14 protein-coding genes are annotated in these 14,780 nt (G+C 63.3%); 5 read left to right on the top strand and 9 right to left on the bottom strand.

What is annotated here, in order from left to right:
- On the bottom strand, window positions 1-1,197 hold the full coding sequence (locus MUN81_RS19920) for a hypothetical protein (RefSeq protein ID WP_245113713.1): 1,197 nt from the start codon (window positions 1,195-1,197) through the stop codon (window positions 1-3).
- Window positions 1,198-1,233: 36 nt separating this feature from the next.
- On the opposite strand from MUN81_RS19920, the gene MUN81_RS19915 reads away from it, so the two are divergent.
- The 4 genes from MUN81_RS19915 to recO all read left to right on the top strand — a co-directional run bounded on the left by MUN81_RS19915 (window position 1,234) and on the right by recO (window position 5,725).
- Window positions 1,234-1,566, top strand: coding sequence for a 2Fe-2S iron-sulfur cluster-binding protein (locus tag MUN81_RS19915; protein ID WP_245113712.1), 333 nt, complete (start codon window positions 1,234-1,236; stop codon window positions 1,564-1,566).
- A 267-nt stretch (window positions 1,567-1,833) separates the two neighbouring features.
- The gene (locus MUN81_RS19910) at window positions 1,834-2,460 is read left to right on the top strand and encodes a thymidine kinase (RefSeq protein ID WP_245113710.1); all 627 of its coding nucleotides are present in this window, start codon (window positions 1,834-1,836) and stop codon (window positions 2,458-2,460) included.
- Window positions 2,461-2,552: 92 nt separating this feature from the next.
- Complete coding sequence (locus MUN81_RS19905) at window positions 2,553-4,928, top strand: two-component regulator propeller domain-containing protein (protein WP_245113709.1); 2,376 nt, start codon at window positions 2,553-2,555, stop codon at window positions 4,926-4,928.
- A 77-nt stretch (window positions 4,929-5,005) separates the two neighbouring features.
- Window positions 5,006-5,725 carry a DNA repair protein RecO gene (recO, locus tag MUN81_RS19900; protein WP_245113707.1) on the top strand — a complete coding sequence of 240 codons (720 nt, stop codon included), beginning with the start codon at window positions 5,006-5,008 and terminating at the stop codon, window positions 5,723-5,725.
- Between the two features lie 17 nt (window positions 5,726-5,742).
- Here recO and MUN81_RS19895 read toward each other — a convergent pair whose 3' ends face one another.
- The 5 genes from MUN81_RS19895 to MUN81_RS19875 form a co-directional block, all read right to left on the bottom strand.
- Entirely contained in the window at window positions 5,743-6,699 is a 957-nt protein-coding gene (locus MUN81_RS19895; protein ID WP_245113705.1) for an FKBP-type peptidyl-prolyl cis-trans isomerase, read from the bottom strand.
- A gap of 44 nt (window positions 6,700-6,743) precedes the next feature.
- Window positions 6,744-7,265, bottom strand: a complete 522-nt coding sequence (locus MUN81_RS19890; RefSeq protein WP_245113704.1) for an FKBP-type peptidyl-prolyl cis-trans isomerase — start codon at window positions 7,263-7,265, stop codon at window positions 6,744-6,746.
- Window positions 7,266-7,272: 7 nt separating this feature from the next.
- Window positions 7,273-7,872 carry an FKBP-type peptidyl-prolyl cis-trans isomerase gene (locus MUN81_RS19885; protein WP_245113702.1) on the bottom strand — a complete coding sequence of 200 codons (600 nt, stop codon included), beginning with the start codon at window positions 7,870-7,872 and terminating at the stop codon, window positions 7,273-7,275.
- A gap of 93 nt (window positions 7,873-7,965) precedes the next feature.
- Window positions 7,966-9,009, bottom strand: coding sequence for an FKBP-type peptidyl-prolyl cis-trans isomerase (locus MUN81_RS19880; protein WP_245113700.1), 1,044 nt, complete (start codon window positions 9,007-9,009; stop codon window positions 7,966-7,968).
- Window positions 9,010-9,047: 38 nt separating this feature from the next.
- Window positions 9,048-10,094 carry a DHH family phosphoesterase gene (locus MUN81_RS19875; protein WP_245113698.1) on the bottom strand — a complete coding sequence of 349 codons (1,047 nt, stop codon included), beginning with the start codon at window positions 10,092-10,094 and terminating at the stop codon, window positions 9,048-9,050.
- A 221-nt stretch (window positions 10,095-10,315) separates the two neighbouring features.
- On the opposite strand from MUN81_RS19875, the gene MUN81_RS19870 reads away from it, so the two are divergent.
- Window positions 10,316-10,726: a nucleoside-diphosphate kinase gene (locus MUN81_RS19870; protein ID WP_245113697.1), complete on the top strand. Its 411-nt coding sequence runs from the start codon at window positions 10,316-10,318 to the stop codon at window positions 10,724-10,726.
- A gap of 116 nt (window positions 10,727-10,842) precedes the next feature.
- On the opposite strand, the gene MUN81_RS19865 is transcribed toward MUN81_RS19870, so the two are convergent.
- The 3 genes from MUN81_RS19865 to MUN81_RS19855 form a co-directional block, all read right to left on the bottom strand.
- Complete coding sequence (locus MUN81_RS19865) at window positions 10,843-11,937, bottom strand: AAA family ATPase (RefSeq protein ID WP_245113695.1); 1,095 nt, start codon at window positions 11,935-11,937, stop codon at window positions 10,843-10,845.
- A 39-nt stretch (window positions 11,938-11,976) separates the two neighbouring features.
- Window positions 11,977-13,266: a nucleoside permease gene (locus MUN81_RS19860; RefSeq protein WP_245113693.1), complete on the bottom strand. Its 1,290-nt coding sequence runs from the start codon at window positions 13,264-13,266 to the stop codon at window positions 11,977-11,979.
- A 216-nt stretch (window positions 13,267-13,482) separates the two neighbouring features.
- Window positions 13,483-14,670 carry an alkene reductase gene (locus tag MUN81_RS19855; protein ID WP_348533147.1) on the bottom strand — a complete coding sequence of 396 codons (1,188 nt, stop codon included), beginning with the start codon at window positions 14,668-14,670 and terminating at the stop codon, window positions 13,483-13,485.
- Between the last annotated feature and the right edge of the window lie 110 nt (window positions 14,671-14,780).

Here is a 14,780-nt window from a genome sequence, read left to right as displayed (position 1 = left end):
TTAGGCAAACTTGCGCTCAATGAGCTTCAGCAGCTTGTTGACGTGTTCTTCCTTGCGGCTCCAGTCGTAGCGCTGTGAGAGGTCGCCGCTGACGTAGGCGCGGGCCTGCTCGGCGGTAGGCAGCGAATCGAGGTGCTGAATGGCGGCGTGGTAATCCATGTTTTCGCCGCCGAAAAGCTCGTTGATGAAGCTGAATCGTTGATTGATGGAAATGGCTTCGCGCAAGGTTTCCACTTTAGGCCCGCTCCGCTCGGTCAAGGAAGGAGAGGCACTGGCGCGCAGGGTTTCGGCCAGGGGCGCGGCGGCGGGCTGCACCGCTTTCAGCTTTTCGTGCAATGGCACATTGGCCGCGTCGGCGTTGGGAAGTGGGCGGGCAGGCGCTGGCGGAGCTGTGGGCGGCGGGGTGGGGGGCGCGGGCGGTGCCACCGGGACCGGAGGCGCCACAAAGCTGGGCGGCGTGACTACAACGGGCGGTTCCGGGGCGGGTACAGGCGTAGCAGGGGCAGTAACTGGCGTAGCCGCCACGGGTTCAGGGACGGGCGGTGCTGTAGTGGCCGAAACGGGCCCGTCCTCCAGCAGGTCGGCAGTGGTGAGGGGCAACAGGGCGCTGAGCTCCGTTACGAGGCGCTGCATGGGTTGGTGCGCCTTATAATTGGCGGCGTGGTACAGCTCGAAGCGGTGCGTGAGGAAGTCGCGGCTCAGGTCGTTGCTGTTGGGCAGGCTATCGATGAAGCCTTGGTAGAAGGGCTTGTCGATGTCGATGTAGCGCAGGCTTTCGCGCAGTGTAGTGAGGGTAGGGTCCTCGGCGTGGCCCAGCACGAGGCGCTGGAAGCTGCCCACGGGGTCGGCTACCAGGCTGAGCGTGTCGGCGGTGGATTGGGCCAAGAGCGGCTCGTAGGCTTCGCGGCCTAGGCTGATGTGGCGCGACAGCACGTTCATGAACTGCGTGAGCGCCGCCTGCACGGGGGCCGCTTCAAAATCGAAGTAAGGGCTGCGGAGGCGGGCGGTTTCGGCCTGCCATTGGCCGAGCAACTGGCGCACCACCAACAGGTTGATTTGCCGCACGGGCGTGAATTTAAGCACCGCCGGCCCATCGAGTGGGGCCGAAGAGGAGCCCGCGAAATGCTGGTCGCAGAGCCGGGCGGCCAGGCGGCGGCCATATTGGGCGCACTTGGCGAGGCTATATTTGTCGTTCATAAGTAGGCCGGTTTCGGTGGCCGAAGTTAGGCACAAATGCCCCTCCTGACGATTGAGAACTTGCCCGGTGGGCCCGTGGAAGTGCCATCGGGCGCCACCTTGCTGGCCGCGCTCCAGGCCGCCGGCCACGACTGGATGCACGCCTGCGGGGCCAAAGGCCGCTGCACCACCTGCCGCGTGCAGGTGCGCACCGGCCTCGAAAACCTGAGCCCGCCCACCGACGCCGAACTGCGCTATCGGGCCGCCGGCCGCCTGCAGCCCAACGAGCGGCTGACCTGCCAAACCCGGCTGCCAGCCGGCGACGCCACGGGCCGCGTGCCTGAGGCCACAAAGTTGCCCCATGTGCAGTATCTGCCCAATAGGCGATAGCCGGCACATCAAACCGTGCACTTAGCATTGGGGGCTACAGCGCAAGCAGCCCTAGCCGGAAGCCGGGCGCACACCGGGGCAGGTGGCCGGGCAGCTCGTTTGGGTGCTGCCGGGAGTGCAAAAAAATACACCGGCTCCAAGCGCCTGAGTGCGTGCGACTGGCCCCAAAAGAAAAGGTTTGGGGCTTGAGCCAAGCCGTCGCCGGGCGTACTTTAGAGCTTCCGTTAGGGCGTGCTCGTCCTGTTTGCTCACCTGTTTTTCTCGCTTGTGTTTATTGAACCCCGCGTTGGCAACCGCCACAACGCCCCGCGCCGGGGCTGGATAGAAGTGGTGTGCGGCTCCATGTTCTCGGGCAAGACCGAAGAGCTCATTCGCCGCCTCACCCGTGCCCGCATCGCGCGGCAGCAGGTCGAAATCTTCAAGCCGGCTGTCGACACCCGCTACCACGCCGAAGACGTGGTGAGTCACAACGCCGCCCGCATTCGCTCCACGCCGGTGGCCGTGCCGTCGGAAATTCTGCTGCTGGCCGCCGGCTCCGACGTGGTGGGCATCGACGAGGCGCAGTTCTTTGACGAGTCGCTGGTGGACGTGTGCGAGCAGCTGGCCAACAACGGCACCCGCGTCATCGTGGCCGGGCTCGATATGGACTACCGCGGCCGGCCTTTCGGGCCCATGCCGGCCCTGCTGGCCACGGCCGAATACGTGACCAAGGTGCACGCCGTGTGCGTGTGCTGCGGCGAAATTGCCTCGTACTCGTACCGCATTGCGGCCAGCGAAGACCAAGTGCTGTTGGGCGAAACCGATTCGTACGAAGCCCGCTGCCGGCCCTGCTTCTTGGGCGGCATGCAGGCCGAGCGGCCGGCGCAGGAGGTGGGCACCTCGGCCGCGCACTAAACGGCGCAGCGCAGCGTTGGCAAAGTCGGCCGTGCGGCCCGCTACTTCTTCATTTGAGCTTTGTTGAGCGTATGACCCACTTTTTCCGTTGTTTGCTGAGCCTGACTGGGCTGCTGTGGCTGGCCGCCGGTCCCACCCGGGCCCAAACCGTTGGCTACGGCGACTGGCAGCTGCATTTGCCCTCCAGCCGTCCCCTGCGCCTGGCCGATGCCGGCGACCGGGTGTACGTGGCTACCGAGAATGCCTTTTATTTTTTCGATAAGAAGCTGAACACTTCGCAGGTGCTCTCGCAGCGCGACGGCCTGAACGGCGTGAACGTGGCCGCGCTGGCCTACGACTCGGTGACGAAGCAAACGGTGCTGGCCTACCGCGACGCCAACATCGATATCCTGCAGGCCAACGGCCGCGTGCGCAACATCAGCGACGTGCTGCGCAAATCCATTCAGGGCACCAAGGACATCAACCAAGTGTCGGTTGGTGCGGGCAAAGCTTACGTGAGCACCAGTTTTGGCCTCCTGGCCATTGACCTGACTAAGCTGGAAATAAGCGACACCTATTCCAACATCGGGCCCGGCGGAACGGTGGTGAACGTGTACGATGCGGCCGTGGCCGGTGGGGCGCTGTACGCCGCCACGTCGGTAGGCCTGTTGCGCGGCTCGCTGTCGCAAAACCTGCTCGACTACCGCAACTGGACGCTGTATCAGCCGGTGCCGCCGGGCACGGCCACGCAGCGCGTCTACCGTTTCGTCGCCGCCGATGCCGGCCAAGTGTACGCCGCCGTGGAAGGCAGCGGCAATTCGGTATATAAGTACGTGCCGGCGGCGACTCCGGCCGCAGCTACGTGGCAGCCCGTGCCGGGCACCGGCGCCGGGCAATACCGCAGCCTGCGTGGCAGCAGCGGGGGCCTGCTCATCGTGGACGACCAGACCGGCGTGCGCCGGCTCGACCGCAGCGGAGCCGTGACCACAGTGGTGCCGCCAGCCGCCGGTTCTTCGTTTATCCAGGACGCAGTTCGGTCGCGCGACGGCAACTATTACGTGGCCAACTATAACCTGGGCCTGCAACGGGTGGCCCCTGGGGCGGGCAAAACGTCGGAATTTTTCGTGGCAAACGGTCCCGAAACCAGCACGTCGTTCGGCCTGCTGGCCGATGCGCGCTCCAATAAAGTCAATGTGTTTACGGGGGGCTATTCGGAGCGTTACCAACCTAACGGGGGGCGCAATGGCTTTTACGAATATGCCGGCGGTCAATGGACCAATTTTACGGCGAAAGCCTTTCCAAGCCTGACCGCCTTTCCCAACCCCACCAGCCCGGTGCGCGGCACCCGCACCCCCGACGGCACCCTTTACGTGGCCACCTACGGCGGCGGCCTGCTGGAATGGAGGGGACCCGGCGATTTTCGTCGCTTCGGCGAGAACTCGCCCGCCGGTAGTCCTTTGCTGGGTACCTTTTTCAGCAACCCTAACCGCGTAGAAATCACCGACGTGGCGGCTACGTCCGAGGGCAAGGTGTGGGTAGTGAACCGACACTTGGAGAACAACGGGCGCTCAGGCCTCTCCATTTTCGACCCAGCTACCACGACCTGGCAGGTCATTCCCTACACGTTTGGCTTCGACGCGCTTGAACGCATTGCGTTGGACGACAACGGGTATGCGTGGGTGTCGGTGTCGCGCAAAACCGACGCCAGCAGCGTGGGCGGCCCTGCCATTGGCCTCTACGCCGTCGACCCAAACCCGACGTCGCCAAATCCGCCGCGGCTGTTCAACACGTCCTCGGGCTTGCCCGACAACCAGATTTACGAGTTGGCCAAAGACCGGCGCGGCTACATCTGGGCGGCCACCATCAAAGGAGTGGCGTATTTCCGCGAGCCCGAGGGGCCGTTTGCCACCACCAACGGCTTTACCCAGCCCTTGGTGACGCGGGGCGAAGGCAATGGCTACAATGCCCTCTACAGCGAGGCCGTGCGGGCCCTGGCCGTGGACGGGGCCGACCGCAAGTGGTTTGGCACCGACCGGGGCCTCTGGCTCTTCAGCCCCGACGCCGACGAGGCACTGCTGCACTTCACCACGGCCAACAGCCCGCTGCCTTCCGACCGCATCATCGACGTGAAGGTGAACGACAAGACCGGCGAGGTGTGGGTAGCGACCGACGGCGGCGTGGTGTCGTTTCGCGGCACGGCCACTGTCACGGAAGGCGACGTGAAATGCTCCGCGGTATTTCCCAATCCGGTGCGGCCCGACTTTGCGGGCACGCTGGGCATCTCGGGCCTGGCCAACAACGCCGTGGTGAAGATTACCGACGTGGCGGGCCACCTGGTGTACGCCACCAAGGCCGCCGGCGGCACCGTAACCTGGAACCTGACCAACCCCGAAGGCCAGCGCGTGCGCTCCGGTGTTTACCTGGTCCTGTCGACCGATGCCGACGGCAAAAATGGCTGCGTGAGCAAAGTGGCCGTACTAAGCAAATGAAGAATCGGGAATGAAGAACGCGGAAATGCGACGTCAGATTCCGCGCTTTCTTTCCCCGTCATTGCTCTTCCGAACCAATGCTGATAAAGACCCGAGGCATCGTCCTCAGCTACCTCAAATACCGCGAAACCAGCATCATTGCCCGCATCTACACCGAGCGGCTGGGCGTGCAGAGCTACGTGGTGAACAGCGTGCGCAAGGCCAAGCCACCGGGCCGCATCGCGCTGTTTCAGCCCTTCACGCTGCTTGAGCTGGTGGCCTACGTGGCCAAGGGCAGCGGCGGCCTCACCCGCCTGGCAGAGTTTCGGTGCGCCGAGCCTTTCCAGACCCTGCCTTACGAGGTGCAGAAAAGCAGCGTGGTGCTGTTTCTGTCGGAAGTGGTGAGCCGGGCCGTGCGCGAAGAAGAGCAGAACGAGCCGCTCTTTCAGTTCATGCACGATTCCATTCTGGCCTTCGACCGCCAGACCACCGGCGCCGAAAACTTTGCCCTGGTCTTTTTGCTGGAACTGGCCGCCTACTTAGGCTTCGGCATCGATTCCGGCTCGGAGCTCACCGACCAGGTACTGATGGCCGGCCACGCGCCCACCAGCAACGGCGCCATCGGCCCGGCCACGCTGCGCCTGCACGAGTTCGACCGCTATTTCGACGAGCTGCTGCGCGACCCCGCCACGAGCACCATCCCCAACGGTCGCATTCGGCACGAGCTGCTCAACGTTGTCATCCGCTACTATCAACTGCACGTGGAGCAACTGGGCGAAATTCGCTCGCTCGATATTCTGTCGCAGGTGCTCAACTAGCGCCGCTGCCAGCTGCCTTACTGAAAGTCGACCAGCTCTACTTCAAAGCGCAGCACGGCGTTGGCCGGGATGTCGGCGCCGGCCCCGCGCGAGCCGTAAGCCAGCGGTGAGGGGATGAGCAGCACCGCTTTGCTGCCCTTGGTGAGCATGGCAATGCCCTGGTCCCAGCCCGGAATGACCTGGCCCTGGCCCAGCGCGAAGGCAATGGGCTCGTTGCCGTGCTTGGCCGACGAATCAAATTCCTGACCGGTGGCCAGCACCGTGCCGCGGTACAGCACGCGCACCGTTTGGCCCTTTTTGGGCGGTAGGCCCGTGCCCAGCTTCTTGATGATGTAGTAGGTGCCGCCGGCCGTTTTCTTGGCGGTGGCGTGGTTTTTTTTGAGGTAGGCCTGAATCTGGGCCACGTCTTTGGCCATTTGGCCGGCTGAGCGGGCTTGTTCCTGCTTCATCATGTCGGCCTGCAGCTTTTCCTGGCGGGCCATCATTTCGGGCACGGTCAGCAGTTCGCGGGCGCTGGCCAACACCACGAGCGTATTGCCGCTCTTGCGCAGAAACGGCGGCACGGGCTGGTGAAACGTGTTGGCGAACACCGTGTCGGCCTGCAGGCGAAACACGGCGCTGTCTCCGGGCAGCAGCAGGCCCAAGGCCTCCTCAATACCGCCGCGGGCGGGCTTTTCGGGCAGCTGCACGGGCTGCGGCGTGGGTTGCATGCGGCGCGAATTCATCAGTACCGAGTCGCGGCCGGTCCGGAATTCCATAAACACCGTCAGCACCTGGCCGGCACGGCTGGCGTAGGGCGCATCGGAAGGTGCCAGGGCACGGGGTTGGTAGCGGCCAGCCGCGTCTTTGCGGAACAGGCGATATTCGGTGCCTGACGGCAGGCGGGCGTACTCGGGGCCGGAAGTTTGGGCCATAGCCGGCGAGCCCATCACGAGCAGGGCCACGGCCAGAAGAAGCAGGAAAGGGCGCATCATTAGCGATAAATAGCGGAAAGTGGTTGGCTACACTGGTGCGAGGCTCAGCGCACGCTCAGCACCTGCAGTTCAAACACCAGCTCGGTGTCGGGCGGAATCAGGTAGCGGGAATCGTCGTCGGGGTGGCGCACCCCCTTGGCGCCGTAGGCCAGCGCGGCCGGAATCCATACCCGCACGCGGGAACCCACAGGCAGCAGCGGCAAAACTTCGTCCCAGCCCGCGATGACTTCGAGCCGCCCCACCCGGAAACGTAGCGGTGCGCCCCAGGCCTCGGTGGCGTCGAAAATGCGGCCGTTGGGCAAAAAGCCGGTATAGCGCACAGCCACGCGACTGCCGGCCTTGGGCAGCGGGCCCGTACCAAGCTCCCGAAACGCGTAGCGCACCCCTTTCGGCGTGCGCTGTTCCACGAGCTTGGTGGTATCGGCGCCCGCTGTGGGGGCGGTGGGCGTGGTGGGCACGGCGGGCTTGGCGCCAGCGTCCTGCGCCCGGGCGCTGCCGGTGGCCAACGCCAGCGTCAGCCCAAACGCAGCACAGAGTTGCCAGCGGCGTGTTGCCCGATGCGTCATAAGGGGTTTATTGAACGTCAAGAATCTCTACGTCAAACAGCAGCGCCGAGTCTGGCGGGATGCCGACGGAGCCCAGCTGGCCATACGCTAGGCGCGAGGGCAGCAGCAGCAGCTTGCGGTCGCCTTTGCGCATCAGCAGCATGCCTTCGTTGAAGCCGGGGCGAATGGCCGGGTCGCCGGCCGTGAACACCACGCAGCCGCAGGGCGTGCGGTTGTCGGCCGAGTTGTCGAAAATGGCCCCGGCAGGGTAGTTGGAGTTGCCCGGCGAAGCCGGATAGCCCGTCGAGCCGGGGAAGGCGCCATTGCTCAGAAAGCGGCCCACGTACTTGAGCGTTACCTGCTTGCCGGTCGTCACGGCCGGGCCGTTGCCGTCCACCAGGCTCACCAGGTACAGTCCCGAATTGGTGCGGGTGGCCTTGCTGGTGAGGTTGTTGCGCTGCAGATACCGCTGAATGGTGTCCTCGTCGATGATTTTTAATGTGTTTTCGCGTTCGGCCAGGTTTTTTTGGAACGACGATTGGGAGTTGCACGACCAGAAAGCCGGCGCCGTCAGCAGCAGCCCGGCCGCCAGCACCCAATAGCGCGAACGGAGCAGAAAATTTTTCATGGGGAGGAAGCAAAAAAGATTCCGGCCAACGGAGCCCGGGCAGCAGTGCCGCGTCGCCCGTTGGCCGGAATTGGAACTCAGATAATGTAAAGATTATTGAACGTCAACAAGTTCCACCTCAAACTTGAGGGGCGAGTTGGCGGGAATGTCGGCGCCGGCGCCGCGCGTGCCATAAGCCAGCGGCGACGGAATAAGCAGAATGGCGCGGCTGCCCTTGTTGAGCAGGGCAATGCCTTCGTCCCAGCCCGGAATCACGGCGCCCTGGCCGATGGGGAAGTCAATCGGCTTGCCGGCTTTGGCCGACGAGTCGAACTCCTTGCCGCTGAGCAGCGTGCCGCTGTAGTTCACGCTCACGGTCTGGCCGTTGGTGGGCTTGGCGCCCGTGCCCGGCTTCAGCACCTGGTAGTAGATGCCCGAGGCCGTTTTCTGCATCGTGAGGTTGTTTTTCTTGATGTAGTCCTGTAGCACGGCGTCGTCCTTCTTGAACTGGGCCACTGCTTCGGGCGTGGCGAGGGCTTTGGCCTGAGCAGCTTTCTGCTCTTCCATCTGCTTCTTGAACTCGGGCGACGCCATGCGCTGCTTCATCTGAGCGGCCATGGCGCGCTTTTGCAGTTCGGGCTGCATGGCCTGGGCCTCGGCCTGGTCGATGAGCTTGCCCGTGGTGGCCACATACATCAGCACCACGTTGCCCCCGCGGCGCAAGAACGGCGGCACGGGCTGGCCCGACTTGGGCTTAATCAGCGAATCAACTTGGAAGCGGAATACGCCGCTGTCGCCGGGCTGGAGCAGGCTCAGGGCCTCGTCGGGGGCGCCTTTCTGCTTCAGCTCCTGCAGGGGCAGGGGCACGGGCATGCCCACGTCGCGGCGGGTGTTTTGCAGCACCGAGTCTTTGCCGGTGGTGTAGCGCATGTGGCCGAGCAGGAATTTGCCGATGCGGTCCTTGTAGGTGGGGTCGCCTTCGGCGCCGATTTCGCGGCGCTCGTAGCTGTTGCCCACTTTTTTGAAAATCTTGTATTCGATGCCGGACTTGGTCTTGGCAAAGTCACCGCCGTCTTTGTTGCAGGCGGTGAGGGAAGCGAAGCCCAGCAGGCCGGCCGCCAGGGCCAGCTGCCGCGCGGAGCGGGAGGAAAAACGCATGAAAATAAAAGAAGTGAAGAATCAGAAACGGTTCAAAGTTACGCCACCGGCGGCGCTACGGCGGCGGGCACACCCGTTAATTGTTCCTTGTACTCAGGCAGGATGCCGAGGAAGCGCTCCACGGTTGCATCCAGCGTGTCGTAGCTGATGCCACCGGCGGCGTTGTGGTGCCCGCCGCCGTCGAAATGGCGGCGCGAAAAGTCGCTCACCGAGAAGGTGCCCACCGAGCGGAAAGAAATTTTGACGGCCACGCCACGGTCAATGAACACGGCCGCGAACTTGATGCCTTCGATGCTCAGCGCGTAGTTCACCAGGCCTTCGGTATCGCCGGTTTTGCTCTGGTACTCTCGCAGTTCGTCCTGCGTGATGGCGATGTAGGCCGTGTTGAACTCGCGGTTCACCACCAGCTTGTCCTTCAGCACGAAGCCCAGGAAGCGCAGGCGGATTTCGGAGTGCGAGTCGTAAATGAGGCGGTGTACCTTGGAGAGGTCCACGTTCACCTTCAGCAGCTCGGCAATGATGAGGTGCACATTGCGCGAGGTGCTGGGGTGGCGAAACGAACCCGTATCGGTCATAATGCCCGCGTAGAGGGCCTCGCCGATGCCTTTGGTGATGAGGTCCTGGTCGCCCAGGTCGCGGATGATTTCGAAAATCAATTCGGCCGTGGCCGCTGCCGTGGGCGTCGAAAAAACAATGTCGGCGAAGCTTTCGGGCTCCTGGTGGTGGTCCACCAGCACCTTCACCCCGCTGGCCTGGCGCACGTACTCGCCGAGCTCGTTGATGCGGCCCAGGCAGCTGAAATCGAGGCAGCAAATGACTTCGGCGCGGCTCACCAGGTCGCGCACCTGGCGGTCGTTCTGGCGCTTGTCGTACACCACCACTTCGTCGTTGCCTTCCATCCAGTTGAGGAAAGCGGGGTAGTCGGAAGGCGTGACCACGGTCACGTGATGGCCCTTTTGCTTCAGGTAACCGGCCCAGGCCAGCGACGAGCCCAGCGCGTCGGCGTCGGGCTTGTGGTGGGTGGTGATAACAACCTGCTTGGGCTGCGCGAGCAGCGCCTGCAGGGCGAGGATGGAACTAGACATCGACAACGTGAATGGCCCGGCAAGGAAACGGTGGGCCGGTGGCTTACAAATAATTGGGGCGGCAAAAGTCGGAAGAAATCTTGTCTTAACAACGCAGCCCCCCCGGAAGGTTCTGTCCGGCTATCCCAACGAAGTGCCTGGCTCGGCCAAGGAAAGCCGCCGGCTTTGTGGCTACTTTTGCACCGCAATTAGTTTTCAACCAACCCCTCCCTAGCCCAACAATGGCCACCAACCGCACTTTCACGATGATTAAGCCCGACGCCGTCCAGGACAACCACATCGGTGGTATCCTGAGCATGATTGAGGCCGGCGGCTTCCGCATCGTGGAGCTTCAAAAGCTGACCCTCACCGCCGAGCGCGCCGGCCAGTTCTACGCCGTGCACGCCGAGCGTCCCTTCTACAACGACCTGGTGAAATACATGTCGAGTGGCCCCATCGTGGCCGCTATTCTGGAGAAAGACAACGCCGTGGCCGATTTCCGCACCCTCATCGGTGCCACCAACCCGGCCAACGCCGAGGAAGGCACCATCCGGAAAAAGTACGCCAAGAGCATCGAAGCCAACGCCGTGCACGGCTCAGACTCCGACGAAAACGCCCAGATTGAGGGCGACTTCTTCTTCGGCTCGAAGTAAGCGGCCGCCAAGCGCTTTATTTGCCAAAAAGCCCGCCCTGCACGTTGCAGGGCGGGCTTTTTGTTTGTGCTAAAACCTGACTTTTTTTATGCCAAATTTGTGCTGTGTCACACGGCTTATCGGCTGAATCCGATGCGTTTGCTGCTGGCTTCCAGCTCGGTAAAGGTATTGGGCTCGCGGTTATAGAGCTCGGCCAGCGAGGTGGGCTCCGTGACAGGTTCCGTCTGGCCGAGTGCCGTGGCGAGGGCCTGGGCCTTATCGGCCGCCAGGGGGCCGAAGTGGTAGGCGGCAATGAGGCGGCCCTTGCGCAGCAGGGCTTTGTCAATGCGCGAGAGCTCGGTGTTGAAGGTGCAGATAATCTGGATGTGGAAGCCGTCGGAAAGCAGGCCGTCGGACAGGTTCAGCAGGTTGCTCACGGCGTTGCCGCCCACGCCATCGCGCTTGGTGAGCAGTTCCTCGGCTTCTTCGATGAGCAGGATGGAGTTGGTGTTGTCGTGAAGCTGGTTGATGAATTCCGGGTCGGCGATGCGGGCGGCCAGGTTGGGCGGAATAAAGAGCTTGGGCTTGTCGGTGAGGCCGCAGAGGTGGCGGATGTAGCTGGTTTTGCCGTTGCCGGGCGGTCCGTACAGGATGATGATGCCCTTGTCGTTGGGCTTCTGCAGGCGCTCCACAATGGTTTCGTGGGCCGGCAGCAGGTCGTCGTTGTAGTGCGTGGCCAGGTCCAGGGCCGGAATGGTGATGGGCAGCGGGCTGAACTCCAGGTCGCCGGTGGTGAGGCGCAGCACCTGAATGCGCTTGCGCTCGATTTTGCCGGTTTCGAGGTGCGCGGTGAGCAGCGCCCGGAGCTGCGCCAGCAGGGCTGGGTCGGTTTGTGGCGAGTAGTAAAGCTGGGCAGCCTGGTCGCCGTAGATGCCGCGGTCGTAGAACCACAGCAGCGCGTGGGGGCCCAGCGAGAGGGCGTGGTGCTGCAGCTCGGGGGCTTTGCCGGCCTCTTCCACGTACACCGAATGCACCACGGTGGCGCGGTCCACGTCGTGGGTTTCGGCCAGCGTGTTGAGCACGGCCTGGCGGGCTTCGGTGGAGGCAAGCTGGTAAATCTCGCGCCGGGGCAGCTCGCCAAACGTGGCGTAGAACCACGCCACAGGCTGGAATCCGTGCTGCGTGTAGCTAAGGGAAAGGTCGGGGGCGGGGGAAGAACGCGGGGGCGCCATGCCGGGTAATGCTGCTGGAAAACGGGCTGGGGGAGCGGGTTACGCCTGCTCCACCGAAAGCAGCCCTTCCGGGTGGGTGGTTTCTTCGGAGTGCTGCTGTGGCACGTGCTTGTGCTTGAAGATGAGCACAAACAGCACCGCAATGGCCAGCGCATAGCCCGCAAACGTGAGCCAGATGCTGTGCCAGTCTTTCACGCCGTTGGCATCGGTGAAGTAGGTCTGAATGATGATGCCGCTCAGCGAGCTGCCCAGCACGGCACCGAAGCCGTTGGTCATCATCATAAACAAACCCTGGGCGCTGGCCCGGATGCTGGGCTGCGTCTGCGTCTCGACGAAGAGCGAGCCCGAGATATTGAAGAAGTCGAAGGCCATGCCGTACACGATGCACGACACGATAATCATCCACAGCCCGCTGCCGGGGTTGCCATAGGCAAACAGGCCGAAGCGCAGCACCCAGGCAATCATGCTGAACAGCATGACCTGCTTGATGCCGAAGCGGCGTAGGAAGAAGGGAATGGCCAGGATGAACAGCGTTTCGGAAATCTGCGAGATGGACATGATGATGGCCGGGTACTTCACCGTGAGGGTGTCCTGGTAGGCCGGCGTTTTGTCGAAATCGTGCAGGAAGGTGTCGCCGTAGGCGTTGGTGAGCTGCAGAGCGGCGCCCAGCAGCAGCGCAAACAGGAAGAAGGTGAGCATCTTGCGGTCGCGCAGAATGGCGAAAGACTTGAGGCCCAGAATCTCCATCAGGCCCTGGCTGGAGGTGTTGGTGGACTGCGGCGGGCACTTGGGCAGCGTGAACGAGTAGAGGCCCAGCAGGAAGGCCGCGCCGGCCGCCACGTAGAACTGGCCGGTGGTTTTCTCAAAGCCCAGCAGGCTCACCGTCCACATGGCCACAATGAAGCCGATGGTGCCCCAGACCCGGATGGGCGGGTAGTCCTTCACCACGTCGAGCCCTTCAGTTTTCAGCACCGAAAACGACACCGCGATGGACAGCGACAGCGTGGGCATGTAGAAAATCATGTTCAGCAGAATCACCCAGAAGAACGTGCTCGGGTCCGTCACCATCGGGATGGTGCACAGCGTGAGGCCGCCCAGGATGTGCAGAATGCCGTAGAGCTTCTCCGCGTTGATGTATTTATCGGCCACGATGCCCATGAGCGAGGGCATGAAAATGGAGGCGATGCCCATGGTCGAGAAGATGGCGCCAAACTGCGCGCCCGACCATTGCTTCGTTTGAAACCAATACGCGCCAATCGTTATCAGCCACGAGCCCCAGATGAAAAACTGGAGAAAACTCAGGATGGTCAGGCGCAACTTAGTGTTCATGCGGAGTCTGTTTAAATATCAGGAAGGTGGGAATTGGTCGCTAAAGATACACGCCAGCCGCACAGAAGCAGGCCGAAAGGCCATTCGGGGGTATGCCTCAACGGCCGCCGGCGCACGCGCCACGTGGCCCACGCATACAGCTGTCGGGCAGGCAGACATAAAAAAAGCCCCGGCCTTACAGGCCAGGGCTTTTTGCAAGCGAGAGACAGGTGTGAGCTAGGCCTCGTAGCTGGGCGAGAATGTGCCGGCCGGCTGGCCGTCGGCCAAGGGGTAGTCGGTGTAGCCGTCGGCAAAGCCGTTGGGGCCGGGCGCATAGAACGTGGCAAAATCGGGCTCGGCCAGCGGCTGGCCGGCTTTCAGGCGCTCCACCAGGTCGGGGTTGGAGATGAAGGGACGGCCGATAGCCACGAGGTCGGCTTTGTCGGCCAGCGCGGCTTCAATCTGCGCCACGGTGGTGTAGCCGCCGGCCAGGATGAGGGTGCCGGTGAACTTCTCGCGGATGGTGGCCACCGTTTCGGCGGGCACGGCCGGGGCGCCCATGCTGGAATGGTCGACGAGGTGCAGGTACACCACGCCAATCTTCTGCAGCTCCTCGGCCAGGTAGGCGTAGGTTTCGTCGATTTCGGGGTAGTGCGGCATGTCCGAGGCCACGCCCCAGGGCGAAAGACGAATGCCGGTGCGCTCGGCCCCGATGGCCTCCACCACGGCGCGGGTCACTTCGAGCACAAAGCGGGCGCGGTTCTGCACGCTGCCGCCGTACTCGTCGGTGCGCTGGTTGGAGGCGGGGTTCAGGAATTGCTCCAGCAGGTAGCCATTGGCGCCGTGCAGCTCCACACCGTCGAAACCGGCTTCAAGGGCCAGTTTGGCGCTGTGCACGTACTCGTCGCGCACGGTGGCTAGCTCCTCGGTGCGCAGGGCGCGCGGGGTGGCGTTGGGCTGCATCTGCTGCTGGTCGGTCCACATGTCGCCGGCGGCGGCAATGGCCGACGGGGCCACGCCCTCGGCGCCCTCGGGCAGGTTGAGGCCGTGGAAAATGCGGCCGGCGTGCATCAGCTGCACAAAAATGTGGCCGCCGTGGTGGTGCACCGTCTCGGTGATGCGCTGCCAGTTGGTGACCTGCTCCTGGTTGAACAGGCCGGGAATGCGGGCGTAGCCCAGCCCGTTGGCCGAGGGCGACGTGCCTTCCGTGATGATGAGGCCGGCCGTGGCGCGCTGGCGGTAGTACTCGGCCATCAGCTCGTTGGGCACGTTGCCCAGGGCGCGGCTGCGCGTCATGGGGGCCATTACGATGTGGTTCGAGAGGGTGAGGGCGCCCAGTTTGGCGGGCTCAAATGCTTTGTTAGCCATGTTGAAAGAAAGGCCGCGGTGCGTATTGCGCGGCAGGTTGTGAATGAAACGCGGCATAAAAGCAGGTATGTACACGAATTGTTTTCACCCCGGCGATTAAGCTTGGGTTATGCGCGTCAGAAAGTAGCCGGAAAAGCAAAAAGCCCGCTCCATAGTGTGAAACGGGC

The sequence above is a fragment of the Hymenobacter sp. 5317J-9 genome (assembly GCF_022921075.1).
In the GTDB taxonomy this organism is placed as follows: domain Bacteria; phylum Bacteroidota; class Bacteroidia; order Cytophagales; family Hymenobacteraceae; genus Hymenobacter.
This window is presented reverse-complemented; position numbering and strand designations above follow the sequence as displayed.